Raw genomic sequence first — 24608 nt, forward strand, 5'->3', positions numbered from 1 at the left:
GGGGTGCTGGCGGGGGTGGCCGGTTTACGACTGCTCGTGCAGTCCGAGATTCTCGTAGATTTCCAGCGTCGCCGTGGAGTTGTTGAGCGTAATGAAGTGCAATCCGGGGACACCCTCGGAGAGCAGCCGTGCACAGAACTCCGTCGCGAACTCGATCCCAATGGAGCGTACAGCGGCAGGATCGTCCGCGACGGCCCGGATCCGCTCTTCCAGGGCGGACGGGAAGGACGCATTGCTGAGCTGACTGAGCCGTTCGATCTGCTTCACGCTGGTGACGGGCATGATCTCGGGGATGATGGGCGTCGCGCAGCCGGCCTCGGCGACCCGGTCGCGCAACCGCAGGTAGTCCTCCGGATGAAAGAACATCTGGGTGATCGCGTAGTCGGCACCGGCCCGGCATTTGTCCACGAAGTGCCGGATGTCCGTGTCCCGGTCCTTCGACCGGGGGTGCATCTCGGGGAAGGCCGCGACACCGACGCAGAAATCACCGGAGTCCTTGATCAGCCGCACCAGGTCGGCCGCGTACGTCACGCCGTCCGGATGCTTGACCCACTCGCTCATGGGGTCGCCGGGCGGGTCACCGCGCAGCGCCAGAATGTTCCTGATTCCGGCGTCGGCGAACTGGCCGATCATGTTGCGCAGCTGGGCGACGGAGTGGTCGACCGCGGTGAGGTGCGCGACCGGCGTCAGGGTGGTGTCGGCGGCGATCTGCTGGGTGGCCTTGACCGTGCCTGCCCGGGTGGAGCCGCCCGCGCCGTAGGTCACGGAGACGAAGTTGGGGCCCACCGCCTCGACCCTGCGCAGCGCGTTCCACAGGTTCCGCTCGCCCTTCTCGGTCTTGGGCGCCCAGAACTCGAAGGAGTAGGACGTCTTGCCGGTCGCGAGCAGCTCGCGCACGGTGTGTGCGCGATCCGTCCTGGTGGAAGCTGTACCGAGGGCCATACTCGCAGGTTAGCCAGGGCTACTGGGTGACCCAACCGATGTCCACCTATCGGACACGGAGTGTTCGCAATCGGCCTAGTGACCATAACCCCGTATCCGCTTGGTGAGATCGGCGGTGGCCGCCGCCGGGTCCTCGGCCTCGGTGATCGCCCGGACGACGACGACGCGGCGGGCCCCGGCGTCCAGAACCTGGTCGAGATTGCCGGCGTCGATCCCCCCGATCGCGAACCAGGGGCGGTCCTGCGGCAGCGAGGCCGCGTAGCGCACAAGATCCAGTCCCGGTGCGTGTCGCCCCGGCTTGGTGGGGGTGGGCCAGCAGGGCCCCGTGCAGTAGTAGTCGACCCCGGGCTCGACGGCGGCCGCGGCGGCCTCGGCCTCCGCGTGGGTGGAGCGCCCGATGAGCACGTCGCCACCGAGGATCGCCCGCGCGGCCGTCACGGGCAGGTCTCCCTGCCCCAGATGCAGCACGTCCGAGCCGATGGCATGGGCGACATCGGCCCGGTCGTTCACCGCGAGGAGTCTGCCGTGGCGGCGGCAGGCGTCGGCGAACACGGCGAGGTGCTCCAGCTCCTCACCCGCCTCCATGCCCTTGTCCCGCAGCTGCACGATGTCCACGCCAGAGGAGAGCACCGCGTCCAGGAACTCGGGGAGGTCCCCCTGGCGCTTGCGGGCGTCCGTGCACAGATAGAGGCGGGCGTCGGACAGGCGCGCGCGAAGCGTGGACATGAGGTGCTCCCCCCGTGTGGGACCGGGTTGGGCGGTGTACGGACCCGGGGCACGGGCGCATGCCCTCACCCCGGTCCGTACACCGCGTCCGGTGTGGTTGAGGACGTCAGACGGCGAGCGCCTGGGCCCGGCGCTTCACCTCCGTGCCGCGATTCTCGCTGAGTGCCTCCGCGGGGGTGCCCGGCAGGGTCGGGTCCGGCGTGAAGAGCCACTCGAGCATCTCTTCGTCGTTGAAGCCGTCGTCCCTCAGGAGCGTCAGGGTTCCGGAGAGGCCCTTGACCACCTTGTCGCCGTTGATGAAGGCGGCGGGGACCTGGAGGGTCCGGTTCTCACCCCGGCGCACTGCGATCAGCTGGCCCTCCTTGACCAGCTGTCGCACACGCGTCACCTCTACATCGAGCATTTCCGCGATGTCCGGCAGGTGAAGCCAGGCGGGGACGAGGGCGTCGATCTTTGCGTCAATCTCGGTCACGGGACAAGCGTGCCATCCCGGACTGACAGTCGGTAGCCGGACCCTAGAGAGCTGCGGCCTTCAGAGGGACGCCGGGGTCCCCCGCACGGTCGGGATCCAGCCGCGCGCCCGCCTCGATGAGCTTGCGTCCCTGGGCCAGATCCCGGGGCCTGCCCACGGCGAGCACGGCGACCAGCACCCCGTCCCGCAGCCACAGCACCGACCAGGCGGAACCCGCCCCTGGGTCACCCCGCCATACGAGTGTCCCGGCGCCTTCGTGGTGTCCCGCGTACTGCACGAAACGTCCGAACTGCTCGGACCAGAAGTAGGGAACGGGATCGTAGTGCCGCGGCTCCTCCCCGGCCGCGCCGCCGACGACGTTGGCGGCGACCGTGCGCGGACCCTGGAGGGCGTTGTCCCAGTGGTGCACGAGCAGCCGCTCGCCGTAGCGCGCGGAAGGGAAGGACGCGCAGTCGCCGACCGCGTACACATCGGGCAGTGAGGTGCGCAGGTGTGCGTCCGCGGTGATGGAGCGGTCCGGGCCGATGGCGATGCCAGAGCCCTCGAGCCAGCCGGTGGCGGGACGCGCGCCGATACCGACGACCACGGCTCCGGCCGGCATCCTGCGCCGTTCCCCGGAGCCCTCCGCGAGGACGACGGCGTCCGGTTCGACGCCCACGACCCGGGCGTTCGTGACGAGTTCCGCGCCGCTCTCCGCGTACCAGCCGGCCATCGGCGCGGTGACCTCGGCGGGCAGGGCGCCCGCGAGGGGACGGTCGGCGGCCTCGACGACGGTGACCCGGCAGCCGGCCGCGCGGGCGGCGGTGGCGAACTCCGCGCCGATCCAGCCGGCTCCGACGACCGCGATGTCGTGCTGCCGCTCCAGCACCGGACGCAGCCGTTCCGCGTCATCGAGCGTGCGCAGCAGATGGACGCCCTGGACGCCTTCTGTGCCGGGGAGCGTGATGGGCTCCGCTCCGGTGGCGATCACGAGGGTGTCGTAGCCGACGGGTCCTGCCGCGGTGTCGAGCTCATGGGCCCCGGGCCGCAGACCGGTCACCTCGCGGCCCAGCCGGAGGTCCACGGCGAGCGCCTCGAAATCGATGTCGAGGGCCGATCCCTCCGCATTGCCGAGCAGGACGGCCTTGGAGAGCGGGGGCCGGTCGTACGGCTGGTGCGGCTCGGCGCCGATGAGGGTGACGGAGCCTGCGAAGCCCCGTTCGCGCAGGGCGACGGCGGTCTGGACACCGGCCATTCCGGCCCCGACGATGACGACTCGGCGCTGCGCCGTTTGCTCACTCACCGGTCCAGCCTAACAATCTGACGATCAATCAGAAGACACTTGCTCCACCACGCTCGTACCACTGCCCTGCTGGGACTCCCACTCCCAGGCCTCGTCCAGCCTGACCCGCCCGTCGGGCAGCTCGACGACCGTGGACACGCAGTGCCCCGACGACGTGGTGCCGTCCTGCTTCAGCTGTACGTAGCGGAAGTCCAGCCGGTCGCCCTCACGGGTGCCGACGAGATGCCCCCGGACCACGTCACCGCCCGTGTAGTCCGCCCAGATCCGGCCCTCCTGCTCGTGGTAGGTGAACCGGGTCCTGGTGCCGACCTGGCCCGGGGCCTGGTCGGCGACCGGCGCGAGTACGAGTCCGTCGAGCGAGCGGGCCACAGCGGGCTCCCTTACTGCGAGTTGGGGGTGGGGGTTAGGCTGGCCACCGTACTGCTGATCGCGGGAGCCCGGACGCACCGGGCTGAGAGGGAGGCTGAGGCGGCCTCCGACCGTACGAACCTGATCCGGGTCATGCCGGCGAAGGGAGGGTCCGGACACCCATGCGTTCACGTACGTCTGCGGATGTGCTGGTCATCGGGGGCGGAATCATCGGCCTGGTCACGGCCTGGCGGGCGGCCCAGCGCGGACTGCGCACCGCGCTCGCCGACCCCGAGCCGGGCGGCGGGGCCGCACAGGTCGCGGCGGGCATGCTCGCCGCGGTGACCGAGCTCCACTACGGCGAGGAGACGCTCCTCGGCCTCAATCTCGCCTCCGCGCGGCGCTACCCGGAGTTCGTCGCGGAGCTTCAGGAAGCGAGCGGTCAGGACACCGGGTACCGCTCCTGCGGCACCCTCGCCGTCGCGCTCGACACGGACGACCGGGCGCATCTGCGCGAACTGCACGCGCTGCAGCGCCGGTCGGGGCTGGAGTCGGAGTGGCTCACCGGCCGTGAGTGCCGGCGCCTCGAGCCGATGCTCGCACCCGGAGTGAGGGGCGGGCTGCGGGTCGACGGCGACCACCAGATCGATCCCCGGCGCCTCGCGAAGGCGCTGGTCGTGGCGTGCGAGCGGGCGGGAGTGACCTTCCACCGCAGCTGGGCGCAGCGGCTCTCGGTAGTGCGGGACCGGGTGACCGGAGCCGTACTCCGCGAGGGCGGCCCGGCCGGGGCCGAGGGCTCCGGGGCGGACCACGAGGTGGCCGCCGGGCGGGTGGTGCTGGCCGCTGGCAGTCTCAGCGGCCGGCTGGACGGCGTACCGGAGGAGGTCGTACCGCCGGTGCGGCCGGTGAAGGGGCAGGTGCTGCGGCTGACGGTGCCCCGCCCGTACGCGCCGTTCCTGTCGCGGACGGTACGGGCCGTGGTGCGCGGGAGCCAGGTCTATCTGGTGCCCCGCGAGAACGGGGAGCTGGTCGTGGGGGCGACGACCGAGGAGCTCGGCTGGGACACGACGGTCACGGCGGGCGGCGTGTACGAGCTGCTGCGCGACGCGCACGAGCTCGTTCCGGGCATCACGGAGCTGCCGCTCACCGAGACGCGCGCGGGGCTGCGCCCCGGTTCGCCGGACAACGCGCCGCTGCTCGGACCGACCGAACTGCCGGGGCTGCTGCTGGCCACCGGCCACTACCGCAACGGTGTACTGCTCACACCGGTGACGGGCGACGTCATGGCGCAGGCGCTCGTCACCGGCGAGCTGCCGGAAGAGGCACGCGCCTTCACCCCTCGCCGCTTTTCTCCCGTACGTCAGGAGCTGTCCGTATGACCGTGTCCGTGAACGGAAAGCCGCGGGACATCGCGGCGGGTACGACGCTGGACGTCCTGGTGGCGACGCTGACGGCTGCGCCCTCCGGGGTGGCGGCGGCCGTCAACGAGACCGTCGTCCCCCGCGGCGAGTGGTCCGGAACCCTGCTCGGCGACGGCGACCGGGTCGAGGTCCTGACCGCGGTGCAGGGAGGCTGACGGGCTCATGGCGGACGATCGTTTTGTGCTGGGCGGGGTGGCGTTCTCGTCCCGGCTGATCATGGGTACGGGCGGGGCGCCGAGCCTCGACGTACTGGAGCGGGCGCTGGTCGCGAGCGGCACACAGCTCACGACGGTGGCGATGCGGCGGCTGGACCCGACGGTACGGGGTTCCGTGCTGTCGGTGCTGGACCGGCTGGACATCCGCGTCCTGCCGAACACCGCGGGCTGTTTCACAGCGGGTGAGGCGGTTCTGACGGCACGGCTCGCCCGCGAGGCGCTCGGGACGCACTGGATCAAGCTGGAGGTGGTCGCGGACGAGCGCACGCTGCTGCCCGACCCGGTCGAGCTCCTGGACGCGGCGGAGGTGCTGGTCGACGACGGCTTCACCGTCCTTCCGTACACCAATGACGACCCGGTGCTGGCGCGCAGGCTGGAGGAGGCGGGCTGTGCGGCGATCATGCCGCTCGGCTCGCCGATCGGGTCGGGGCTCGGTATCCGCAACCCGCACAACTTCCAGCTCATCGCCGAGCAGGCGGGCGTACCGGTGATCCTGGACGCGGGGGCGGGCACGGCGTCGGACGCCGCGCTGGCGATGGAGCTCGGGTGCTCGGCCGTGATGCTCGCCTCCGCGGTCACCCGGGCCCAGGAACCCGTCCTGATGGCCGAGGCCATGCGGCATGCGGTGGAGGCGGGCCGCCTGGCCCACCGCGCGGGCCGTATCCCCCGCCGCCACTTCGCCGAGGCCTCGTCCCCGGTGGAGGGCCGCGCGGTGCTGGACCCGGAACGCCCGGCGTTCTGAGGGATCGGTCACTCCCGCTCGTCACGGATGCGCTTCAGTACTGCCCCGGGGCCGGCCCGAGGGGGCGAGGGGACGCCGCACTGCTCGTAGACTCGCGTGCGTGGATACGACCCTTCAGGACCCCCTTGTCGGGCAGCTGCTCGACGGCCGCTACCGCGTCGACGCGCGGGTCGCCGTCGGTGGCATGGCCACGGTCTACCGGGCCGTGGACATCCGGCTCGACCGGGTGCTCGCCCTCAAGGTGATGCACCCGGCGCTCGCGACGGACGCCTCGTTCGTGGAGCGCTTCATCCGTGAGGCCAAGTCCGTGGCGCGGCTGTCGCACCCCAATGTGGTGGGCGTCTACGACCAGGGGGCACAGGACGCGTACGTCTATCTGGCGATGGAGTACGTCGCCGGGTGCACCCTTCGCGACGTACTGCGCGAGCGCGGCGCGCTCCAGCCGCGGGCCGCGCTCGACATCCTCGAACCCGTGCTCGCCGCGCTCGGGGCGGCGCACCGGGCCGGGTTCGTGCACCGGGACATGAAGCCGGAGAACGTCCTGATCGGCGACGACGGCCGGGTCAAGGTCGCCGACTTCGGGCTGGTGCGGGCCGTCGGTACGGTGACGAACACCACGGGCTCGCTCCTCGGGACGGTGTCGTATCTCGCGCCGGAGCAGATCGAGTCCGGGAGCGCCGACACGCGCGCCGACGTCTACGCCTGTGGCGTCGTGCTGTACGAGATGTTGACCGGCGCCAAACCGCACTCCGGCGACACCCCCGCCCAGGTCCTCTACCAGCACCTCAACGAGGACGTCCCCGCCCCGTCCGCCGCCGTTCCCGGGCTCGCCCCGGAGCTGGACGAGCTGGTGGCTGGCGCCACCGCCCGCGCCCCCGAGCTCCGCCCGCACGACGCCGTCGCGCTGCTCGCGCGGACGCGGGAGGCACGCGCCGCACTGCGCGACGACCAGCTCGACGCCGTCCCGCCGGGCGCGCGGGCCACGGAGCACGACTCCGCCGAGGACCGCACGAGTGTGATCCCCCGGCTGCTCCCCTCGGATCGGCAGCAGGAGGGCGTCCAGCACACCAGCCGCCTGGAGATGCCGTCGGAGAGCCCTCCGGCGCCGCGCGGCCGGCGGGGGCCCCGCGGGCCGCGGCGTGGCGTGGTCGCGGCCGTGGTCGCCGCGCTGCTGCTCATCGGCGTGGGCGCGGGCGTCTGGTACATCAACGCCGGACAGTTCACGCGCGTGCCCACCGTCCTCGGCCGGACCGAGGCAGAGGCCAGGAACCGGCTGGCCTCCGAGGGCCTCGAGGTCAAGCAGATCAAGCGGGACTTCAGCGACGTCTACGAGCGCGGCAGCGTCATGGACGTCGACCCCGACCCCGGCGGGCGCATCCGTGACAACGGCTCGGTCACCCTCGTGGTCTCCCGCGGCCCCGAGATCGTCAGGGTCCCGAAGGTCGAGGGCCTGCCGCTTGCCGAGGCCAGGAACGCTCTGCGCAAGGCGGGCCTCGCCCCGGGCGCGACCACCAAGGAATTCAGCGAGGACGTCGCGCGGGGCACCGTCATCGGCTCGGACCCGGCCGCGGGCACCGACCGCCGACGGGACGCCGCGGTCGCACTCGTCGTGAGCAAGGGCGCTCCCGTGGACATACCGGACGTGGCCGGCGAGTCCGTCGACGACGCCACGAGCACCCTCGAGGACGCCGGGCTGAAGGTACGGGTGGCCCCCGAGCGGGTCCACTCCCCCGAGGACGCAGGGACCGTCGCCAGGCAGTCCCCGGCCGAGGGCGGGCAGGCCGCCGAGGGCGACACGGTCACCCTCACCGTCTCCAAGGGCCCGCGCATGATCGACGTGCCGGACGTCACCGGCCGGTCCGTCGACGACGCGCGCCGTGCGCTGGAGAAGGCGGGTTTCGTGGTCGAGGTCGACCGCGGCTTCCCGTTCCTGGGCAACGAGGTCGAGAGCCAGTCCGTCGAAGGCGGCGAGCAGGCCCCCGAGGGCAGCACCGTCACCATCAAGACCAAGGGGCTCTAGAAACGATGCGCAACCCCGTCGGCGCCCATGTTCCCGTCGCCGGCGGCCTCGCCAGGACCGGACTGGCCTACGCCCGCGACATCGGCGCCGAGAGCGTCCAGGTCTTCGTCGCCAATCCGCGCGGCTGGGCGACGCCCGCCGGGAACCCGGCGCAGGACGAGCAGTTCCGTGACCGGTGTGCGGCCGAGGGGATACCGGCGTACGTCCACGCCCCGTATCTGATCAACTTCGGCTCCCACACCGCGGCGACCGCCGAGCGCTCCGTGGAGTCGCTGCGGCACTCGCTGCGCCGAGGCAGGGAGATCGGCGCGCTCGGTGTGGTGGTCCACACCGGCTCGGCGACCGGAGGCCGCTCACGCGAGGTGGCCCTCGCGCAGGTGAGGGAGCTGGTGCTGCCGCTGCTGGACGAGCTGACCCACGAGGACGATCCGTTCCTGCTGCTGGAGTCCACCGCCGGGCAGGGCTTCTCGCTCTGCTCCAGGACATGGGACCTCGGCCCCTACTTCGAGGCACTGGACGCCCACCCCAAGCTGGGCATCTGCCTGGACACCTGCCATGTCTTCGCGGCGGGGCACGATCTGGCGGCGCCGGGTGGCGTGAAGGAGACCCTGGATCTGCTCGTGGAGACGGTCGGCAAGGACCGGCTGAAGCTGATCCACGCCAATGACTCCAAGGATGTGGTGGGGGCGCACAAGGACCGGCACGCGAACATCGGCGCGGGTCACATAGGCGAGGAACCGTTCCGCGCGCTGATGACGCATCCGGCGACCGCGTGCGTGCCGCTGATCATCGAGACTCCGGGTCCCAAGGAGGCGTACGCGGCGGATGTGGCGCGGCTGAAGAGTCTCCGCTGAGGGAGTCCGCGGCGCGAGGGCGGGACCCTGGTCTGCCAGGGGACCTCCGAGGCGCAGCTCCGGGGAGTCGCGAGCCTGTGAACCTTTCCGGTCACAGTGCTAGAGCTCGGGCCCGTCCCCCGGCCCTTCCTGGTAGGAGTAGCGCTGCTCCCGCCAGGGATCGCCGAGGTTGTGATAGCCGCGTTCCTCCCAGAACCCCCGGCGGTCGGCGGTCATGTACTCCACGCCCCGCACCCACTTCGGGCCCTTCCAGGCGTACAGATGCGGGATCACCAGCCGCAGCGGGAATCCGTGCTCGGCGGTGAGCAGCTCACCGTCCTTGTGGGTGGCGAGAATCGTGCGCTCGGAGAGGAAGTCGGAGAGCCGCACATTGGCGCTGTAGCCGTACTCGGCCCAGACCATGACGTGGGTGACGGCCGGCGACGGCGGGGCGAGCTCGACGAGCGTCCGGGCGGGGACACCGCCCCATTCGGCCCCCAGCATGCTGAATTTCGTCACGCAGTGCAGATCGGCGACGACGGTGGAGAACGGCAGGGCCGAGAACTCCTCGTGGTTCCAGCAGTGCTTGTCACCGTCGGCGGTCGCACCGAAGACCCGGAACTCCCAGCGGTCCGGCTTGAACCTGGGGACGGGCCCGTAGTGGGTGACGGGCCAGCCGCGCTGCAGTCGCTGCCCCGGAGGGAGCCCGGACTGCTCTGCCTCGCTGATTTCCCGGCTCTCCGGCTGACCCATGCCTTCAATGGTGACAGACGGGAAGGGGTGGTCATGACCAGGTCTGAGCCGATTCGGGCAACTCATACTAAGCCTGCACTTACTGGACTGCCCTGGATCACGGTGCGAGGATGCGCGCATCCTGCCCGAGTCACAAGCGCGCGGAAGGAGCCTCTGCGATGCAGGGCGACCCCGAGGTCATCGAGTTCCTCAATGAGCAGCTGACTGCCGAGCTGACCGCGATCAACCAGTACTTCCTGCACGCGAAGATGCAGGAGAACTTCGGCTGGACGAAGCTCGCGAAGTACACACGGGCGGAGTCCTTCGACGAGATGAAGCATGCGGAGGTCCTGACGGACCGGATCCTCTTCCTGGAGGGCCTCCCGAACTACCAGCGGCTTTTCCATGTCCGGATCGGGCAGACGGTCACCGAGATGTTCCAGGCCGACCGGCAGGTCGAGGTCGAGGCCATCGACCGGCTGCGGCGCGGCATCGAGGTCATGCGGAACAAGGGCGACATCACGTCCGCGAACATCTTCGAGTCGATCCTGGCGGACGAGGAACACCACATCGACTATCTCGACACCCAGCTGGATCTGGTCGAGAAGCTCGGCGAGGCCCTCTACATCGCGCAGCTGATCGAGCAGCCGGACAGCTAGGCCGGATCGTTCAGACCGGGTCGTTCAGACCGGATCGTTCAGACCAGGTCGTTCAGGGCCGGGAGCCGCCTACGGGGCACCGGTCACAGCACTAGGCAGCTTCGGGGAACTCGGCCGGACCATCGGCGTCGGCCTCCGGGCCGGCGGCCAGCACGGCGGCGCCGTTGCCCTGCTCGAGGAGCTCTCGCCTGGGGCAGGCGCCGCGGCCGAGGATGCCCTGGATCCGGCGGACGCACGATCCGCAGTCGGTGCCGGCCTTGGACACCGAGGCTATCTGGCGGGGGGTGCAGGCACCGGCCTCCGCGTGTTCCTTGACCTGCTTCTCCGTGATGCCGAAGCATGAGCAGACATACACGCGGTTCACCTCCCGGCTGGATCGAGTGGGTCGGACTGGTGGCGCCCTCCCGACTGATCGGTGAGGCAAACCTAACCTTACCCGCCGGGCCCCGCTCGTAAAAGCCCCGGATACGACTGTGGGGCGCGGATCACATCGATCCACGCCCCACGATCCGTGTCGGCGGAGCGCCGGCCGGGTCACTGGTTGCGGTACATCTCCGCCACCAGGAACGCCAGGTCCAGCGACTGGCTGCGGTTCAGCCGGGGGTCGCAGGCCGTCTCGTAGCGCTGGTGCAGATCGTCGACGAAGATCTCGTCGCCGCCGCCCACGCACTCGGTGACGTCGTCACCGGTGAGCTCGACATGGATACCGCCCGGGTGCGTGCCGAGCGCCTTGTGCACCTCGAAGAAGCCCTTGACCTCGTCCAGCACGTCGTCGAAACGGCGGGTCTTGTGGCCGGAGGCCGCCTCGAAGGTGTTGCCGTGCATCGGGTCCGTCACCCAGGCCACGGTGGCACCGGACGCGGTGACCTTCTCGACCAGCTCCGGGAGCCGGTCACGGACCTTGTCGGCGCCCATGCGGACGATGAAGGTCAGCCGGCCGGGCTCGCGCTCCGGGTCCAGCTTCTCGATGTACTGCAGCGCCTCGTCGACCGTGGTGGTCGGGCCGAGCTTGATCCCGATCGGGTTGCGGATCCTCGACGCGAACTCGATGTGCGCGCCGTCGAGCTGACGGGTGCGCTCGCCGATCCACACCATGTGGCCCGAGACGTCGTACAGATTGCCCGTACGCGAGTCCACACGGGTCAGCGCCGACTCGTAGTCCAGGAGCAGGGCCTCGTGGGAGGAGAAGAACTCGACCGTGCGGAACTCGGCGGGGTCGGTGCCACAGGCCTTCATGAAGTTCAGCGCGTTGTCGATCTCCCGCGCGAGCTGCTCGTAGCGCTGTCCCGACGGGGACGACTTCACGAAGTCCTGGTTCCAGGCATGCACCTGGCGCAGGTCGGCGTAACCGCCGGTGGTGAAGGCACGGACCAGGTTGAGCGTCGAGGCGGAGGCGTTGTACATCCGCTTCAGCCGCTCCGGGTCCGGGACGCGGGCCTTCTCGGTGAAGTCGAAGCCGTTGACGGAGTCGCCCCGGTAGGTCGGGAGCGTCACACCGTCGCGGGTCTCGGTCGGCTTCGAGCGCGGCTTCGAGTACTGGCCGGCGATCCGGCCGACCTTGACGACCGGCACGGACGCGGCATACGTGAGCACCGCACCCATCTGGAGCAGGGTCTTGAGCTTGTTACGGATGTGCTCGGCGGACACGCCGTCGAAGGCCTCGGCACAGTCGCCGCCCTGGAGCAGGAACGCCTCGCCCCTGGCGACGGCTCCCATCCGGGCGCGCAGCTGGTCGCACTCGCCCGCGAAGACGAGCGGCGGATACGACTCGAGGTCCGCGATCACATCGCGCAGAGCCTCGGCATCGGGGTACTCGGGCTGCTGCGCCGCGGGCAGGTTTCGCCAGGTGTTGCCACCGGTAGCGGTGGGCTTAGCGTTCACGGTCACCTCGACAACATTACGTGGTCGCACGTGCCGTCCAGACCTCTGCTCACTTTTTGAGACGAACCGTCCACAACCTCTGATCATCTGCCGCGCCCCCGCGCGCATGGTCGTGGACGGACACTCCCCTTCCGGTCCGCGTCGGTTAAGGTGCCTCACATGTACGCGCCGACCAACCGGAACTGGTGGTGGCCCGCTGAACCGGCGGCCCACCTCATCGCGCGTACCCACTGAACGATCACCGCGAAGGCCGCCCGAGGGGCGGCCTTTCTCCGTATCCGCGGCCGTTCCTCTCCACCTCGGAAAGGAACCACCCCGGATGGACATCATCAGCAGACTGCTGGACGGCACCCGCGTCCCCGCTTTCGCCCTGCTCCGCAGGCGCACTCCCGGCCGCGACCACGACACCATCGAGGTGCTCGTAGGCCGCGTCCACGAGGCGGACCGGCTCGCCGACATCCCGGTCGACGACCGCCCGTCCCTCGCGCTGGTGCCGTTCCGGCAGATCAGGGAGCGCGGCTTCGACGTACGCGACGACGGCACGCCGCTGTCCGTACTGGTCGCGGACGAGACGTACGAGCTTCCCCTGGCGGACGCGCTCGAAGCGCTGCCCAGGCACGAGGTGCGCGTCGAGGAAGGCCGTTTCGACGTCGGCGACGAGGAGTACGCGGAGACCGTCCGGCGGGTCGTCGAGGACGAGATCGGGCGCGGCGAGGGCGCGAACTTCGTCATCCGGCGGACGTTCACCGGGGAGATCCCCGGCTTCGGCCGGGCCGACGCGCTCGCCCTGTTCCGGCGGCTGCTCGCCGGCGAGCGCGGCGCGTACTGGACCTTCGTCGTCCACACCGGCGACGGGAAAGGGCCCGAAGAGCCTTCCTCACAAGGGCGGGGGCGGGAGACGGGCGGGCGCACGCTGGTCGGTGCGAGCCCCGAGGTGCACGTCCGGATGACCGGGGGGACCGTCGTGATGAACCCGATCAGCGGCACCTACCGCTATCCGGCCGAGGGGCCGTCGCCGGAGGATCTGCTGACCTTCCTCGCCGACCGCAAGGAGACCGACGAGCTCTCCATGGTCGTCGACGAGGAGCTGAAGATGATGTGCACGGTCGGCGACATGGGCGGCGTCGTGGTCGGGCCGCGGCTCAAGGAGATGGCCCATCTCGCACACACCGAGTACGAGCTGCGCGGGCGCTCCTCGCTCGATGTGCGCGAGGTGCTCAAGGAGACCATGTTCGCGGCGACGGTCACCGGGTCTCCCGTGCAGAACGCCTGCCGGGTGATCGAGCGCTACGAACCGCTCGGGCCGGACGGGGCCGGGCGTGGCTACTACGCGGGCGCGCTGGCACTCCTCGGCAGGGACGCCGGCGGTATGCAGACCCTCGACTCCCCGATTCTGATCCGTACCGCCGACATCTCGGCCTCCGGCGGGCTGCGCGTCCCCGTCGGCGCGACGCTCGTCCGCCACTCGGACCCGCTGTCCGAGGTGGCGGAGACCCATGCCAAGGCCGCGGGGGTGCTCGCCGCACTGGGAGTACGTCCCGGCTCCCGGCAGGACGACGCGGTACGGCCACGACTCGCGGACGACCCGCGGGTACGGGCGGCGCTGGACGCCCGGCGGGCCGACCTGGCGCCCTTCTGGCTGAAGATGCAGTCCCGGCCGGAGAAAGTGACCGGGCACGCCCTGGTCGTGGACGGCGAGGACACCTTCACCGCGATGCTCGCCCATCTGCTGCGCGGGGCGGGCCTGGAGGTGACCGTGCGCCGCTACGACGACCCCGGTGTACGGGAGGCGGCGCTGGCGCACGAGGGGCCGGTGGTCCTCGGCCCGGGGCCGGGCGACCCCCTGGATGCGACCGACCCGAAGATGCGCTTCCTGCGCTCGCTCACCGCGGAGTTGCTGCGCGGGCACCGGGGCGGTCCCACCCGGCTCCCGGCCACCACCCCTCATCGAGGCCCTTCGGACCGCAGCCTCCTTGGCGTGTGTCTGGGCCATGAGCTGATCGCCGCCGAGCTCGGCCTGGACATCGCCCGCAAGGAGACCCCGTTCCAGGGCGCTCAGATGCGGATCGACCTGTTCGGCGACGAGGAGACAGTGGGCTTCTACAACAGCTTCACGGCCGTCTGCGACGACGAGGCGGCCACGGAGCTTTCCTCGCACGGCACAGAGGTGAGCCGCACGGCGTCGGGCGAGGTCCACGCGCTGCGCGGACCGGGCTTCGCGGGGATCCAGTTCCACCCCGAGTCGGTGCTGACGCTGCGCGGGCCGGAGATCGTGCGGGGGCTGGTGAGGGCTGTGATGCGGGAGCCGTCGGCGTAGCGCGGAGACGGTGTGCGCGTGAGGGGCGGCGTGGGAGTGGGAGTGGCGTCCGTGGAGGGCCCTCCCCAAGAGTCTCGCCCGGGAGGTACCCCCGTCCCGAAACCCGGGGTTCCGCTCCCTCAGTCGCCGGAGGGGCTCCATGAGAGCCCCTCCGGCACCTCGGAACGGACACCCGGGCCGGCCGCGGCCCGCCTGCCGAGCACCGGGGGCGCCCAGATCCAGCCCCGGATCCGGCACTTGCGGCGCTTGAGGACGGACATCCGGCCACCCGCGCGGTATCGAGCAGCTACGTGGCCGGCCCGAAGCACACGGCCCCGGGCCGGCCACGCCCGACCCTCGTGTCAGCCGAAGAAGACGCTGACCTCCTCGTAGAGCGCCGGGTCGACCGTCTTCAGCTTCGCCGTCGCCTCGGAGATCGGCACGCGGACGATGTCCGTGCCGCGCAGCGCGACCATCTTCCCGAAGTCGCCGTCGCGCACCGCCTCGATGGCGTGAAGGCCGAAGCGGGTGGCCAGCCAGCGGTCGAACGCACTGGGGGTGCCGCCCCGCTGGACATGGCCGAGGACCGTCGTCCTCGCCTCCTTGCCTGTGCGCTTCTCGATCTCCTTGGCCAGCCACTCGCCCACGCCCGAGAGCCGGACGTGGCCGAAGGAGTCGAGCGTCCCGTCCTTGAGGACCATGTCACCGTCCTTGGGCATCGCCCCTTCGGCGACGACCACGATCGGCGCGTACGAGGCGCGGAAGCGTGAGGTGACCCAGGCGCACACCTGATCCACGTCGAAGCGCTGCTCCGGGATGAGGATGACGTTCGCCCCGCCGGCCAGCCCCGAGTGCAGCGCGATCCAGCCCGCGTGACGGCCCATCACCTCGACGACCAGGACCCGCATGTGCGACTCGGCGGTGGTGTGCAGCCGGTCGATCGCCTCGGTCGCGATACCGACCGCCGTGTCGAAGCCGAAGGTGTAGTCCGTGGCGGAGAGATCGTTGTCGATCGTCTTGGGCACACCCACACAGTTCACGCCGTACTCACCTGCGAGACGGGCCGCGACCCCGAGGGTGTCCTCACCGCCGATCGCGATGAGCGCCTCCACCTCGTGCTTGGCGAGGTTCTCCTTGATCCGGCGGACGCCGTTCTCCTGCTTGAAAGGATTCGTGCGCGAGGAGCCGAGAATGGTGCCACCGCGCGGCAGGATGCCCCGCACCGCTGGGATCTCCAGCCGCACGGTGTCGCCTTCCAGCGGCCCGCGCCAGCCGTCCCGGTAACCGGTGAACTCGTAGCCGTACTCCTGGACACCCTTGCGGACGATGCCGCGGATGACCGCATTGAGGCCGGGGCAGTCGCCGCCCCCGGTCAGTACTCCGACCCGCATGGAAGTTCCCTTCGCCGTCGGTGGTGGCATAGGGAAGTCACGCTAGTAGTGAGCCAGGTCACTCCGGGACTGTGTGAAAGGTGAATTCCTGTGCGGTGGGCGCCTGTTGGCGCCCGGCCATTCACTCCGACGAGTGATCAGGCGTCATCGAGGCCGCGCTCTATCGCGTACCGCACGAGCTCCACGCGGTTGTGCAGCTGAAGCTTGCCCAGAGTGTTCTGCACATGGTTCTGCACGGTGCGGTGCGAGATCACGAGTCGCTCGGCGATCTGCTTGTACGAGAGCCCCTTGGCCACGAGCCGCAGGACCTCGGTCTCCCGCTCGGTGAGCTGCGGCGCCCTGGGATCGTCGGGCCCGGCCGGCACAGCGGGCTCGGTGGCCAGCCGCCGGTACTCCCCGAGCACCAGTCCCGCCAGCCCCGGTGTGAACACCGGGTCGCCGACGGCGGTCCGCCGCACCGCGTCGACCAGCTCCTCCGTGCTTGCCGACTTCAGCAGATAGCCCGTCGCACCCGACTTCACCGCTTCCAGCACGTCGGCGTGCTCACCGCTCGCCGAGAGCACCAGCACCCGAAGCGCGGGGTTCGCGCCGACGAGCTCCTTGCAGACCTGGACACCGGGCATCCCCGGCAGATTGAGGTCGAGGACGAGGACATCGGGTGCCGCGGCCGTGGCGCGGCGCACCGCCTGCGGGCCGTCGCCCGCCGTCGCCACCACGTCGCAGCCGGCCGCGGCCAGATCGCGTGCGACCGCGTCCCGCCACATCGGGTGGTCGTCCACCACCATGACCCGGACCGGCTGCTGCCCTGTCGTCTCCGTCATCGTTCCGCCTTCCCCCGTGGGACCTTCAACTCGACTTCCGTGCCCTGTCCCGGCACCGAGACCAGCTCCGCCGTGCCGCCGATGTCCCGCAGCCGGCCGCGGATCGAGAGCGCGACACCGAGCCGCCCCTCCCCCTCGGCCTGCGCGAGCCGCCCCTCCGGGATGCCCGGCCCGTCGTCCCGGACCGTCACGATCACCTCGTGCGGCCAGTCCTCGACCAGGATCCATGCCTGTGCGCCGTCCCCGGCGTGCCTGCGGACATTGTCCAGGGCGGCGCCGACTGCGGACGCAAGTTCCTTCGCCACTGGCACCGGAAGCAGCACCGGGGCGCCCGGCTCGGACAGGGTGACGCGGCAACCGGCATGCGGGGCCAGCAGGCTCCGGAGGTCACACGTCCGCGAACCCCCGGTCCCCGAGCCGCCCTCGTCGGACTCGTCGGACTCGTCCACGATCCGCACGACCGCGCCCTGCGTCTCGTCCTCCGACACCCGCGAGGCGGGCACCAGGCCGCCCACGACCAGATTGCGCAGGGCGACTTCCTGCTCGCCCGCCATCCGGCCCAGCTCCGCCGCCTCGCCACCGATCGCCGTGCCGCGCCTCTGCACCATGGCCAGCACCTGGAGCACGCTGTCGTGGATGTCGCGGGCGAGTCGCTCCCGCTCCCGCGTGGCCGCTTCGATCTCCAGTGCGCGGGCCAGGGTGCGCTCGGAGGCGCGGGCGACCTCGACGACGTAACCGATGGCGATCGAGGCGACCCAGACGAGAAGGACGTTGTGGAAGGTGTCCCGGCTGGGCTCTCCGCGCTCGATGATGTTGGCGACGGCGACGAGGGAGGACGCGAAGCCGGCCCAGCGCCAGCCGCCCTTGATCGCGTACGCGAGGACCGCCCCCGCCGTCCAGATCGACGGCAGGGTCGGGCCGTCGATCTGCTGGGCCTGCTGGTCGGCGAGCGGCGTGAGGATGATGCCGGTGAGGGCGACGGTGAGATCGGCGACGAGGAAGCGCTTGGTGCAGGCGGCGGCGTTCGCCACCTTGGAGAGCGTGGCAAGGGTCCAGACGGCCAGGAAGGCGAGATACCCGATGGCCACCCAGGGGTGCTCGAACCTGTGGCGCGTGAAGACGAAGAGCAGGACGGCGTAGCCCATCGTCAGTACGCGGTACGCGGTCAGCGCACGCCACAGCGGCAGCTCGACAGACATGCGCACGACACGCTCACGCCTGGCCATGATCCCCACCCCGTCCCGCCTGCGGGACGACGCTACTGGGCGCCGTCCCGATCCGCGCTGCCGGCCTTCGATTCCCTCCGGGCCTGCTCGGTCCCCTCGGCCTGCCCGGTCTTCTCCGCCTGCCCGGTCTTCTCCGCCTGCTTCGCGGCCCTGTCGGCTTCCTTCGCGGCCTCCTTGGCCGCTTCCTTGGCCGCCTTCTCCGCGTCGGCGATCTGCCGCTTGGCCGCCGTGGCGTAGACGTCCACGTACTCCTGCCCGGACAGCTTCATGATCTCGTACATGACCTCGTCGGTCACCGAGCGCAGGATGAAACGGTCGTGCTCCATGCCGTGATAGCGGCTGAAGTCGAGCGGCTTGCCGATCCGGATGCCCGGGCGCATCAGCTTGGGAATGACCTTGCCGGGGGGCTGGATCTTCTCGGTGTCGATCATCGCGACCGGGATGACGGGCGCGCCCGTCGCGAGCGCCACCCGAGCAAGACCACCAGGCTTGCCCCGGTAGAGCCGGCCGTCGGGCGAGCGGGTGCCTTCCGGGTAGATACCGAACAGTTCACCGCGCTCGATGACCCCTATGCCGCTCTTGATGGCCGCCTCGCCGGCCCCCCGTGCACCGGACCGGTCCACCGGCAGCTGGCCCACGCCCTTGAAGAAGGCCGCGGTGAGCTTGCCCTTCACTCCGGGCGAGGTGAAGTACTCGGCCTTGGCGATGAAGGTGACCTTGCGGTCGAGGACCGCCGGGAGGAAGAACGAGTCGGAGAAGGAGAGGTGGTTGCTCGCGAGGATCGCCGGCCCTTCGGCGGGAATGTTCTCGAGGCCCTCCACCCACGGCCGGAAGGCAAGCTTCAGCGACCCTCCGATGGAGAACTTCATTGCGCCGTAGATCAACTCGGGTGCCTTCCTGGTGTCCGTCGGAAAGACCTTAACCCGTGGGGGGCCTGCGCTCTCTCCCCCGGGGCCATGCCGGGACGCCGTCGGCCCTGGTCGGTGTCAGCCCGGTCGCGTACGGTGAAGGCACCTTCGGATCGAACCTCCGACGAACACGTTCCTTCTCCTCGCCTTCTCGTCCTCACGAACAAGGAGACCCCCGGTGCCGGTCCTTCCTGGAGCCGAGCCGTACCGCCACGAGGGCGGTGAGGTCGGCGTCCTCCTCTGTCACGGATTCACCGGTTGCCCGCAGTCGCTGCGCCCGTGGGCGGAGTATCTGGCGGAGCGCGGCCTGACCGTGTCCCTGCCCCTGCTGCCCGGGCACGGCACCCGCTGGCAGGACATGCAGCTGACCGGCTGGCAGGACTGGTACGCGGAGGTGGACAGGGAGCTGCGGACGCTGAGGGAGCGGTGCAGCCAGGTCTTCGTCCTCGGGCTCTCGATGGGCGGCGCTCTGACGCTGCGGCTCGCCGCCAGGCACGGGGACGCGATCACCGGCATCGTGGTGGTCAATCCGGCCAACAAGCTCCACGGCCTTTCGGCGCACGCCCTCCCGGTGGCCCGCCACTTCGTCCGTACGACGAAGGGCGTGACCAGCGACATCGCCAAGGAGGGGGTGGAGGAGCTCGGCTACGACCGGGTGCCGCTGCACGCCGCACACTCCCTGCGGAACTTCCTCCGGCTCGTCGACGGCGAGCTGCCGCAGGTCACCCAGCCGATGGTGCTGCTGCACAGTCCCCGGGACCATGTCGTCCCGCCGGTCGACTCGGCCCGGATCCTCAGCCGTGTGTCCTCGGTGGACGTGCGGGAGATCCTGCTGGAACAGAGCTACCACGTGGCGACGTTGGACCACGATGCGGAGCGGATTTTCGACGAGAGTTACGCGTTCATCGGCCGCCTCGCTCCGAGTGCCGGGAAGAAGGGAATCACCACCGGTGGCTGAGCAGCACGACGCGGACCGGGACGACCGGGACCGGGAGCCCCGGCCCATCGACGAGGAGGCCGCCTGGGCGGCGATCGTCGCGGGGTACGGCAACGAGCCCGCGGACCCGCCGGGGGCCAGACCGTTCAAGTCGGTCGAGGACCTCGCGGCACTGGACAAGGCGGCGAAGGGCGGCACGACGGTGTCCGAGGACGACGAGGAGGAGAGCCCCGGGCCAGAGAGGCCACTGGGCGGCTCGGTCGTCTTCGCGCCCGGCGTATCCGTGGGCCTCGGTGCCGGCCCGCGCGACTACGAGGCGTCGGAGGCGGGTGACGACGACCTCGACGAGACGGACGAGGGCCACTTCGTGCCCCCGGAGCCGCCGCCCCTGCCCGAGGCGGACACGACGGCGAAGTTCGCCTGGCTCGCCGTGATCGGCGGCCCGGTGCTGCTGCTGCTCGCCGTGCTCCTCCAGTGGGAGATGACGTGGTGGCTCACCACGCTCGGGGTCGGCGGATTCCTCGGCGGCTTCGCCACACTGGTGGCCCGTATGTCCCACGGCGAGGACGAGGACGACGACGATCCGGGCCGCGGCGCGGTGGTCTGAGCAACGCATGGGCCGCCGGGCCGGTCCGGCGGCCCGGACCCCTGCTCCTCTCTCAGACCGCGGGCACGTGCAGGGCGGCGAGCACGGGCAGATGGTCGGTGGCGGCCCTCAGGTCGTGGGCGCTGACGCCCGGCAGGCCGGACGGCACACCGCAGCCGAGGACCTCGATGCCGGGAGTGGCGAAGACGGCGTCGATGCGCCGGCGCGGGTCGGCGGGCGAGAAGGTGTGCTCACCGCCCCAGGGGCTGACGGCCCAGCAGTCCTGGAGCTGACCCGCGAGCCGCCGGAAGCTGCGGCCGCCCGGCCGTTCGTTGATGTCACCCGCGGCGATCGCGTGCGGCACGTCCATCGCCGCGAGCCGGTCGAGAAGCATCCCGGCCTGGGCGTACCGCTCGTCGCTCCGCAGGCTCAGATGACAGCTGAGCAGCCCCGTCCGGGCCCGGCCGAACCGTACGACGGCCGTGGCGAAGCCCCGGCGGTGCAGACCGGGGGTGAGCGGCAGCAGCACGTCCTCGGTGCGCTCCACGGTCGCGCGCAGTGAGCACATCAGCAGCGGCCCGGCGGCGGTCGCACCCCCGCTCAGCACCACCAGCTCGCTCTTGGCGGCGAGCCTCGCCGCGTGCTTGCGCCACCGGAAGAACCGGGGCGCCTCCTGTACGAACACGAGGTCGGGCCGGCACGCCCGGATCACCCGGGCGAGCGCGTCCTCGTCGTCCCGCATCGAGCGGACGTTGTAGCTCAGCACCCTGACGATGGCCGAACCATCGGGCTCGGTGCGGGAGTTGGGCAGCGGTTGCGTCTCGGACGTCGCCATGCGGATCAAGATAACGGGCCGCGGGCCCGTTGCCATCGGCCCGGCCACGGGGCGCGCCGCGCTGCGCCTTCCCGGGCGCCCCCTTCCCGGGGCGGGGCTTCTCCCCGCAGGCCGTGGAGACACGGGCCAGGGGCGGAGCCCGGCAACCCGATCCCGCCGTCCCAGGCCGGGCACTGTGACCTGGAACGGCCGTCGTTCTGGGCGCGGACTCCGGGGAACCCTGCACAACCCCGCCGGCGGTCGAGGCACAACGCCCCCGGCGAGCCCGCGGCCCTGAGCGCCGTCCGGCCCGGACCCGCCCGCGATGCATGCAGGCGATGGAGGGCGCGGCGTCCGGGGCGGCGCGCCGGTCAGGGGAAGGTGGGCGGGCGAGAAGTGATCCGCGGGCACATCGCACAGGCAGGTTGATGCAGGCAGACGAGTCGGCGTGCGCCGGTCGGCACGGGCAGGGGGCCGGGACCCTGCCGGGCCGTCGGCCCGGGACGCGTGTGCCCGCCGGCCCCTGGAGGGGCGCGGCGGGCACACGCGTGGAGGTGCGGAGCTGTGTCAGCCCTGGCGGGCCAGGTCCGCCGCGCCGACGAGGCCGGCCTTGTTGCCGAGCTTGGCGGCGAGGACCTGCGCGTGGGGGCGCCACTGGGCGCCGATCAGCCAGCGGCGGAAGGACTTCCGGATCGGGTCGAGGACCAGCTCCCCCTCGTCCGAGACACCGCCGCCGACGATGAACGCGGACGGGTCGAAGAGCGAGGCGAGGTCGGCCAGACCCGCGCCCGCCCAGCGGGCCAGCTCACGGAAGGAGTCGATCGCGACCGGGTCGCCCTGCCGGGCCGCGGCGCTGACGTGCTTGCCCTCGACGCCCTCGGGGGTGCCGTCGCCGAGACTGAGCAGGATGGCCGCGTTCTCGGGGGTCGCCCTCGCGCGCTGGCGGGCGTAGCGGACGAGGGCCCTGCCTGACGCGTACTGCTCCCAGCAGCCCTGGCTGCCGCAGCCGCACAGCAGACCGTCCGGAACCATCCGGATGTGGCCGAACTCGGCGGCCACGCCGAAGCGCCCGCGCCGCAGTTTGTTGCCGATGATGATGCCGCCGCCGAGACCGGTGCCGAGCGTGATGCAGATGACGTCCTCGTGGCCCTGGCCCGCGCCGAAGCGGTACTCGCCCCAGGCGGCGGCGTTCGCGTCGTTCTCCACGACGACGGGGAGGCCGACGCGCTGCTCGACCTTGTCCTTGAGCGGCTCGTACCGCCAGTCGATGTTCGGTGCGAAGAGGACGGTGGCACGCTTCTCGTCGACGTAGCCGGCGGCGCCGATGCCGACCGCTTCGATGCTGTGCCCCTTACCGGCTGCGGTGACGGCTGAGGAGATCGCGTCCACGATGGCCTCTGCGGTCGGCGGAGTGGGCACGGTGTGTGTGTCCAGAATCGCGCCCGCGTCGTCGACCACGCCCGCCGCGATCTTGGTGCCGCCGATGTCGACGCCGATGGTGAGTCCCATGTGTCCCTCAGTTTTCGGTCGAGCCCCGCTAAGGCCAACGGTACCGGAGGGACTGCCCGCCTCAGTCCAGGTCGATCTTCTCGCTCGGGCCGTCGTCACGGCCGTCCCGGGGGTCGTGGGCCGTCTCGTCGCGCGTCCAGCGCCGCTCATGGCCCTCGACGGCCGAGCGGTACGCGGCCAGCAGCTCGTTGCCCGCCGCCGCCAGGTGGTCGAAGACCTGCGGATTGCGCTCGATGACCGGTTCGACGGCCGACTTCGCCTGGCTGATCAGCTGCTGCACGGCACCCTGCGCGGCCACGCCGAAGAGCGGATTCTGCAGCGAGGACATCTTCTCCGCGACCACGTCCATCAGCTTGCGCAGCTCCTCGGACGCGGAACCGGGCCCCGGGCCGTACCGCTCGCGGCGGCGGGCCCGCTCGGACGCCAGGTCCTCTGCACACGCATCGGCCCAGGCGTCGGGGTCGACGGGACGCTCACTGGCATCGCTCATGGCGTACTCCTGGGGAACGGGTCTGCGTACTGCCGACGGTACCCGAACGGGGCGTGGCTGTTCAGCGGGCCCGCGGCCACAGGCCCGGGTCCGGTGTGAATCTGACCCTCAGCTCGCTGTCCTTGAGGCCGGCGCCCGAGACGGTGCACCGGCGCAGGGCGGAGGGCAGGGGAACGATCCTCCGGAACGGTCCGGCCACCAGGAGCAGTTCGTCGCCTCTGCGGACCAGCTGGACCTGCTCCTTGACCGCGCCGGGCAGCGGCAGCACCCAGTGGAACTCGTCGTCGCCCACCTTGCCGTCCATGCCGTCCTCCTGGAGGGTCTCCACCCCCCGGAAGCCGCCGGGACCCTGGATCTCCCACGGTTCGGTCCGCCCTGGCGGCGAGGGCTCCAGCTCGACGGCGAGGCCGTCGCCGGGGAAGAGACCGCCGCCCGTGCCTGCCGCCTCGAAAGTGGTGCACGACGACTCGGTGTCGAGTGCGGTCAGGTCGTCGAGTCCGCGCGGATCCCGGCCGAGGTGGCGGACCTCGCAGAGCGACGACTCCGGTAGCCACTCCTCGTACCAGCCCCTGAGGACCTTCTCCTGCTGGGCGTGGAGTCCCGTGAGCCAGGGGTCGGGCGATGCGGGCGGCAGGACCCGGTTGGGTACGACGGTGTCGGTACGCATCCCGTACAGCGCGAGGCCCAGTCGGGCGGTGCCCAGGGCGGTCTCCCCCGCGGGCCCCGGCTCGGCGACGAGCCGTACCGTCGTGTTCCGGTCCTCGATCAGCTCCTGCACGGCGGAGAGCTCCGACTCCCAGCGCGCGGCGGTCTCGTACAGCCACTGCCCCGGCATGGGTACGCCCGCGAGCTGGGCCAGCACCGGACGCAGCGCGCGGGCCGCCTGCCGCTCGGGCGGGAGCAGCCGGCGCAGATAGCGGCGGAGCTGTTCGGGCAGGCCCAGCAGCGCGATCGTCTCGCGGGCCGGGGGCATGTCGACGACGACCACGTCCCAGTCGCCGCCGCGCAGGTCCCGCAGTGCTCGCAGCAGCGCGAACTGCTCGCTGCCGGGGAGCTCGGTGAGCTCCTCGTCCTCCAGCTTGTGCGCACCGAGCAGATCGAGCGCCGCGGAGCTGCGCTCCTGGAAGGCGAGGAGTTCGCCGCGGAAGTGCGCACCGGAGTCGGTCCGTGCGGCCCACAGCCGGTCGGTCACCCGGCCCGGTCCGGTGCCGACCGTGACGCCCAGCGCGGCGTCGGCCTCGCCGGAGAGCAGCAGCGTCCGCTTCCCGCGCCGCGCCGCGGCGAGCGCGGTCGCGGCGGCGACGGTGGTGCGGCCCGAGCCTCCGGGCCCGGTCACGAGAACGGTGCGCATGGGAGG

General features: G+C 71.3%; 27 protein-coding genes and 1 riboswitch. Of the genes, 10 read left to right on the forward strand and 17 right to left on the reverse strand.

What is annotated here, in order from left to right:
* Nucleotides 1–24 precede the first annotated feature (24 nt).
* From metF to ACFU5O_RS00180, 5 genes are all read right to left on the reverse strand, one after another.
* Nucleotides 25–942 carry a methylenetetrahydrofolate reductase [NAD(P)H] gene (metF, locus tag ACFU5O_RS00160; RefSeq protein ID WP_384234454.1) on the reverse strand — a complete coding sequence of 306 codons (918 nt, stop codon included), beginning with the start codon at nt 940–942 and terminating at the stop codon, nt 25–27.
* A 75-nt stretch (nt 943–1017) separates the two neighbouring features.
* Complete coding sequence (gene thiE, locus ACFU5O_RS00165; RefSeq protein ID WP_384234456.1) at nt 1018–1668, reverse strand: thiamine phosphate synthase; 651 nt, start codon at nt 1666–1668, stop codon at nt 1018–1020.
* A gap of 106 nt (nt 1669–1774) precedes the next feature.
* Complete coding sequence (locus tag ACFU5O_RS00170) at nt 1775–2140, reverse strand: Rv2175c family DNA-binding protein (RefSeq protein WP_384234459.1); 366 nt, start codon at nt 2138–2140, stop codon at nt 1775–1777.
* 43 nt (nt 2141–2183) lie between these two features.
* Complete coding sequence (locus ACFU5O_RS00175; protein WP_384234462.1) at nt 2184–3422, reverse strand: NAD(P)/FAD-dependent oxidoreductase; 1239 nt, start codon at nt 3420–3422, stop codon at nt 2184–2186.
* Nucleotides 3423–3446: 24 nt separating this feature from the next.
* Nucleotides 3447–3791 (reverse strand): hypothetical protein, encoded by a 345-nt coding sequence (locus tag ACFU5O_RS00180; protein WP_384234464.1) that lies wholly within the window; start codon nt 3789–3791, stop codon nt 3447–3449.
* Between the two features lie 50 nt (nt 3792–3841).
* Nucleotides 3842–3956, forward strand: a riboswitch (TPP riboswitch).
* On the opposite strand from ACFU5O_RS00180, the gene thiO reads away from it, so the two are divergent.
* The 5 genes from thiO (at nt 3953) to ACFU5O_RS00205 (ending at nt 9022) form a co-directional block, all read left to right on the forward strand.
* On the forward strand, nt 3953–5149 hold the full coding sequence (thiO, locus tag ACFU5O_RS00185) for a glycine oxidase ThiO (RefSeq protein WP_384234466.1): 1197 nt from the start codon (nt 3953–3955) through the stop codon (nt 5147–5149). It overlaps the preceding riboswitch by 4 nt.
* The gene (gene thiS / locus ACFU5O_RS00190) at nt 5146–5346 is read left to right on the forward strand and encodes a sulfur carrier protein ThiS (RefSeq protein ID WP_384234468.1); all 201 of its coding nucleotides are present in this window, start codon (nt 5146–5148) and stop codon (nt 5344–5346) included. The genes thiO and thiS overlap by 4 nt, the downstream gene beginning before the upstream one ends.
* Before the next feature lie 7 nt (nt 5347–5353).
* Nucleotides 5354–6148, forward strand: coding sequence for a thiazole synthase (locus tag ACFU5O_RS00195; protein ID WP_384234469.1), 795 nt, complete (start codon nt 5354–5356; stop codon nt 6146–6148).
* Nucleotides 6149–6248: 100 nt separating this feature from the next.
* Entirely contained in the window at nt 6249–8168 is a 1920-nt protein-coding gene (pknB, locus tag ACFU5O_RS00200) for a Stk1 family PASTA domain-containing Ser/Thr kinase (protein ID WP_384234471.1), read from the forward strand.
* 5 nt (nt 8169–8173) lie between these two features.
* Entirely contained in the window at nt 8174–9022 is an 849-nt protein-coding gene (locus ACFU5O_RS00205) for a deoxyribonuclease IV (RefSeq protein ID WP_384234473.1), read from the forward strand.
* 99 nt (nt 9023–9121) lie between these two features.
* Here the strand turns inward: ACFU5O_RS00205 and ACFU5O_RS00210 are convergent, their stop codons facing one another.
* Nucleotides 9122–9754 carry a sulfite oxidase-like oxidoreductase gene (locus tag ACFU5O_RS00210; protein WP_384234475.1) on the reverse strand — a complete coding sequence of 211 codons (633 nt, stop codon included), beginning with the start codon at nt 9752–9754 and terminating at the stop codon, nt 9122–9124.
* A 158-nt stretch (nt 9755–9912) separates the two neighbouring features.
* On the opposite strand from ACFU5O_RS00210, the gene bfr reads away from it, so the two are divergent.
* Nucleotides 9913–10392, forward strand: coding sequence for a bacterioferritin (gene bfr / locus ACFU5O_RS00215; protein WP_384234476.1), 480 nt, complete (start codon nt 9913–9915; stop codon nt 10390–10392).
* A 91-nt stretch (nt 10393–10483) separates the two neighbouring features.
* Here the strand turns inward: bfr and ACFU5O_RS00220 are convergent, their stop codons facing one another.
* Together ACFU5O_RS00220 and ACFU5O_RS00225 are read right to left on the reverse strand one after the other, a co-directional pair.
* The gene (locus ACFU5O_RS00220) at nt 10484–10747 is read right to left on the reverse strand and encodes a bacterioferritin-associated ferredoxin (protein ID WP_384234478.1); all 264 of its coding nucleotides are present in this window, start codon (nt 10745–10747) and stop codon (nt 10484–10486) included.
* A 179-nt stretch (nt 10748–10926) separates the two neighbouring features.
* Entirely contained in the window at nt 10927–12279 is a 1353-nt protein-coding gene (locus ACFU5O_RS00225; RefSeq protein ID WP_384234479.1) for a class II 3-deoxy-7-phosphoheptulonate synthase, read from the reverse strand.
* A 153-nt stretch (nt 12280–12432) separates the two neighbouring features.
* Between ACFU5O_RS00225 and ACFU5O_RS00230 the strand changes: the two genes are divergently transcribed.
* Nucleotides 12433–12507, forward strand: coding sequence for a trp operon leader peptide (locus ACFU5O_RS00230; RefSeq protein WP_384236312.1), 75 nt, complete (start codon nt 12433–12435; stop codon nt 12505–12507).
* 85 nt (nt 12508–12592) lie between these two features.
* Complete coding sequence (locus ACFU5O_RS00235) at nt 12593–14590, forward strand: anthranilate synthase family protein (RefSeq protein ID WP_384234481.1); 1998 nt, start codon at nt 12593–12595, stop codon at nt 14588–14590.
* A gap of 119 nt (nt 14591–14709) precedes the next feature.
* Here the strand turns inward: ACFU5O_RS00235 and ACFU5O_RS00240 are convergent, their stop codons facing one another.
* The 5 genes from ACFU5O_RS00240 to ACFU5O_RS00260 all read right to left on the reverse strand — a co-directional run bounded on the left by ACFU5O_RS00240 (nt 14710) and on the right by ACFU5O_RS00260 (nt 18876).
* Nucleotides 14710–14850: a hypothetical protein gene (locus tag ACFU5O_RS00240; protein ID WP_384234483.1), complete on the reverse strand. Its 141-nt coding sequence runs from the start codon at nt 14848–14850 to the stop codon at nt 14710–14712.
* 81 nt (nt 14851–14931) lie between these two features.
* Nucleotides 14932–15960, reverse strand: coding sequence for a 6-phosphofructokinase (locus ACFU5O_RS00245; protein ID WP_384234485.1), 1029 nt, complete (start codon nt 15958–15960; stop codon nt 14932–14934).
* 137 nt (nt 15961–16097) lie between these two features.
* The gene (locus ACFU5O_RS00250) at nt 16098–16781 is read right to left on the reverse strand and encodes a response regulator (protein WP_384234487.1); all 684 of its coding nucleotides are present in this window, start codon (nt 16779–16781) and stop codon (nt 16098–16100) included.
* Complete coding sequence (gene macS / locus ACFU5O_RS00255) at nt 16778–18007, reverse strand: MacS family sensor histidine kinase (RefSeq protein ID WP_384234488.1); 1230 nt, start codon at nt 18005–18007, stop codon at nt 16778–16780. Before macS ends, ACFU5O_RS00250 begins: the two co-directional genes overlap by 4 nt.
* 32 nt (nt 18008–18039) lie before the next feature.
* Nucleotides 18040–18876 (reverse strand): lysophospholipid acyltransferase family protein, encoded by an 837-nt coding sequence (locus tag ACFU5O_RS00260; protein ID WP_384234490.1) that lies wholly within the window; start codon nt 18874–18876, stop codon nt 18040–18042.
* Between the two features lie 217 nt (nt 18877–19093).
* On the opposite strand from ACFU5O_RS00260, the gene ACFU5O_RS00265 reads away from it, so the two are divergent.
* Together ACFU5O_RS00265 and ACFU5O_RS00270 are read left to right on the forward strand one after the other, a co-directional pair.
* Complete coding sequence (locus tag ACFU5O_RS00265) at nt 19094–19873, forward strand: alpha/beta hydrolase (RefSeq protein WP_384234491.1); 780 nt, start codon at nt 19094–19096, stop codon at nt 19871–19873.
* A complete protein-coding gene (locus tag ACFU5O_RS00270) occupies nt 19866–20459 on the forward strand; it encodes a hypothetical protein (protein WP_384234493.1) in 594 nt (197 codons plus the stop codon). The genes ACFU5O_RS00265 and ACFU5O_RS00270 overlap by 8 nt, the downstream gene beginning before the upstream one ends.
* A gap of 52 nt (nt 20460–20511) precedes the next feature.
* Here ACFU5O_RS00270 and ACFU5O_RS00275 read toward each other — a convergent pair whose 3' ends face one another.
* The 4 genes from ACFU5O_RS00275 to ACFU5O_RS00290 all read right to left on the reverse strand — a co-directional run bounded on the left by ACFU5O_RS00275 (nt 20512) and on the right by ACFU5O_RS00290 (nt 24602).
* Nucleotides 20512–21273 (reverse strand): endonuclease/exonuclease/phosphatase family protein, encoded by a 762-nt coding sequence (locus ACFU5O_RS00275; RefSeq protein WP_384234495.1) that lies wholly within the window; start codon nt 21271–21273, stop codon nt 20512–20514.
* A gap of 546 nt (nt 21274–21819) precedes the next feature.
* On the reverse strand, nt 21820–22761 hold the full coding sequence (locus tag ACFU5O_RS00280; RefSeq protein ID WP_384234496.1) for an ROK family glucokinase: 942 nt from the start codon (nt 22759–22761) through the stop codon (nt 21820–21822).
* Between the two features lie 61 nt (nt 22762–22822).
* Complete coding sequence (locus ACFU5O_RS00285) at nt 22823–23251, reverse strand: DUF5304 domain-containing protein (protein ID WP_384234498.1); 429 nt, start codon at nt 23249–23251, stop codon at nt 22823–22825.
* A 61-nt stretch (nt 23252–23312) separates the two neighbouring features.
* Nucleotides 23313–24602, reverse strand: coding sequence for an ArsA family ATPase (locus tag ACFU5O_RS00290; RefSeq protein WP_384234500.1), 1290 nt, complete (start codon nt 24600–24602; stop codon nt 23313–23315).
* Between the last annotated feature and the right edge of the window lie 6 nt (nt 24603–24608).

This window comes from Streptomyces sp. NPDC057445 (genome assembly GCF_042802855.1).
In the GTDB taxonomy this organism is placed as follows: domain Bacteria; phylum Actinomycetota; class Actinomycetes; order Streptomycetales; family Streptomycetaceae; genus Streptomyces.

Coding starts and splice junctions, on each gene's coding strand:
- thiO (WP_384234466.1), top strand. CDS start 3,953: ATGCGTTCACGTACGTCTGCGGATGTGCTGGTCATCGGGGGCGGAATC.
- thiS (WP_384234468.1), top strand. CDS start 5,146: ATGACCGTGTCCGTGAACGGAAAGCCGCGGGACATCGCGGCGGGTACG.
- thiE (WP_384234456.1), bottom strand. CDS start 1,668: ATGTCCACGCTTCGCGCGCGCCTGTCCGACGCCCGCCTCTATCTGTGC.
- ACFU5O_RS00205 (WP_384234473.1), top strand. CDS start 8,174: ATGCGCAACCCCGTCGGCGCCCATGTTCCCGTCGCCGGCGGCCTCGCC.
- ACFU5O_RS00235 (WP_384234481.1), top strand. CDS start 12,593: ATGGACATCATCAGCAGACTGCTGGACGGCACCCGCGTCCCCGCTTTC.
- ACFU5O_RS00240 (WP_384234483.1), bottom strand. CDS start 14,850: ATGTCCGTCCTCAAGCGCCGCAAGTGCCGGATCCGGGGCTGGATCTGG.
- ACFU5O_RS00250 (WP_384234487.1), bottom strand. CDS start 16,781: ATGACGGAGACGACAGGGCAGCAGCCGGTCCGGGTCATGGTGGTGGAC.
- ACFU5O_RS00290 (WP_384234500.1), bottom strand. CDS start 24,602: ATGCGCACCGTTCTCGTGACCGGGCCCGGAGGCTCGGGCCGCACCACC.
- ACFU5O_RS00245 (WP_384234485.1), bottom strand. CDS start 15,960: ATGCGGGTCGGAGTACTGACCGGGGGCGGCGACTGCCCCGGCCTCAAT.
- ACFU5O_RS00285 (WP_384234498.1), bottom strand. CDS start 23,251: ATGAGCGATGCCAGTGAGCGTCCCGTCGACCCCGACGCCTGGGCCGAT.
- metF (WP_384234454.1), bottom strand. CDS start 942: ATGGCCCTCGGTACAGCTTCCACCAGGACGGATCGCGCACACACCGTG.
- ACFU5O_RS00210 (WP_384234475.1), bottom strand. CDS start 9,754: ATGGGTCAGCCGGAGAGCCGGGAAATCAGCGAGGCAGAGCAGTCCGGG.
- ACFU5O_RS00195 (WP_384234469.1), top strand. CDS start 5,354: ATGGCGGACGATCGTTTTGTGCTGGGCGGGGTGGCGTTCTCGTCCCGG.
- ACFU5O_RS00280 (WP_384234496.1), bottom strand. CDS start 22,761: ATGGGACTCACCATCGGCGTCGACATCGGCGGCACCAAGATCGCGGCG.
- ACFU5O_RS00260 (WP_384234490.1), bottom strand. CDS start 18,876: ATGAAGTTCTCCATCGGAGGGTCGCTGAAGCTTGCCTTCCGGCCGTGG.
- bfr (WP_384234476.1), top strand. CDS start 9,913: ATGCAGGGCGACCCCGAGGTCATCGAGTTCCTCAATGAGCAGCTGACT.
- macS (WP_384234488.1), bottom strand. CDS start 18,007: ATGGCCAGGCGTGAGCGTGTCGTGCGCATGTCTGTCGAGCTGCCGCTG.
- ACFU5O_RS00275 (WP_384234495.1), bottom strand. CDS start 21,273: ATGGCGACGTCCGAGACGCAACCGCTGCCCAACTCCCGCACCGAGCCC.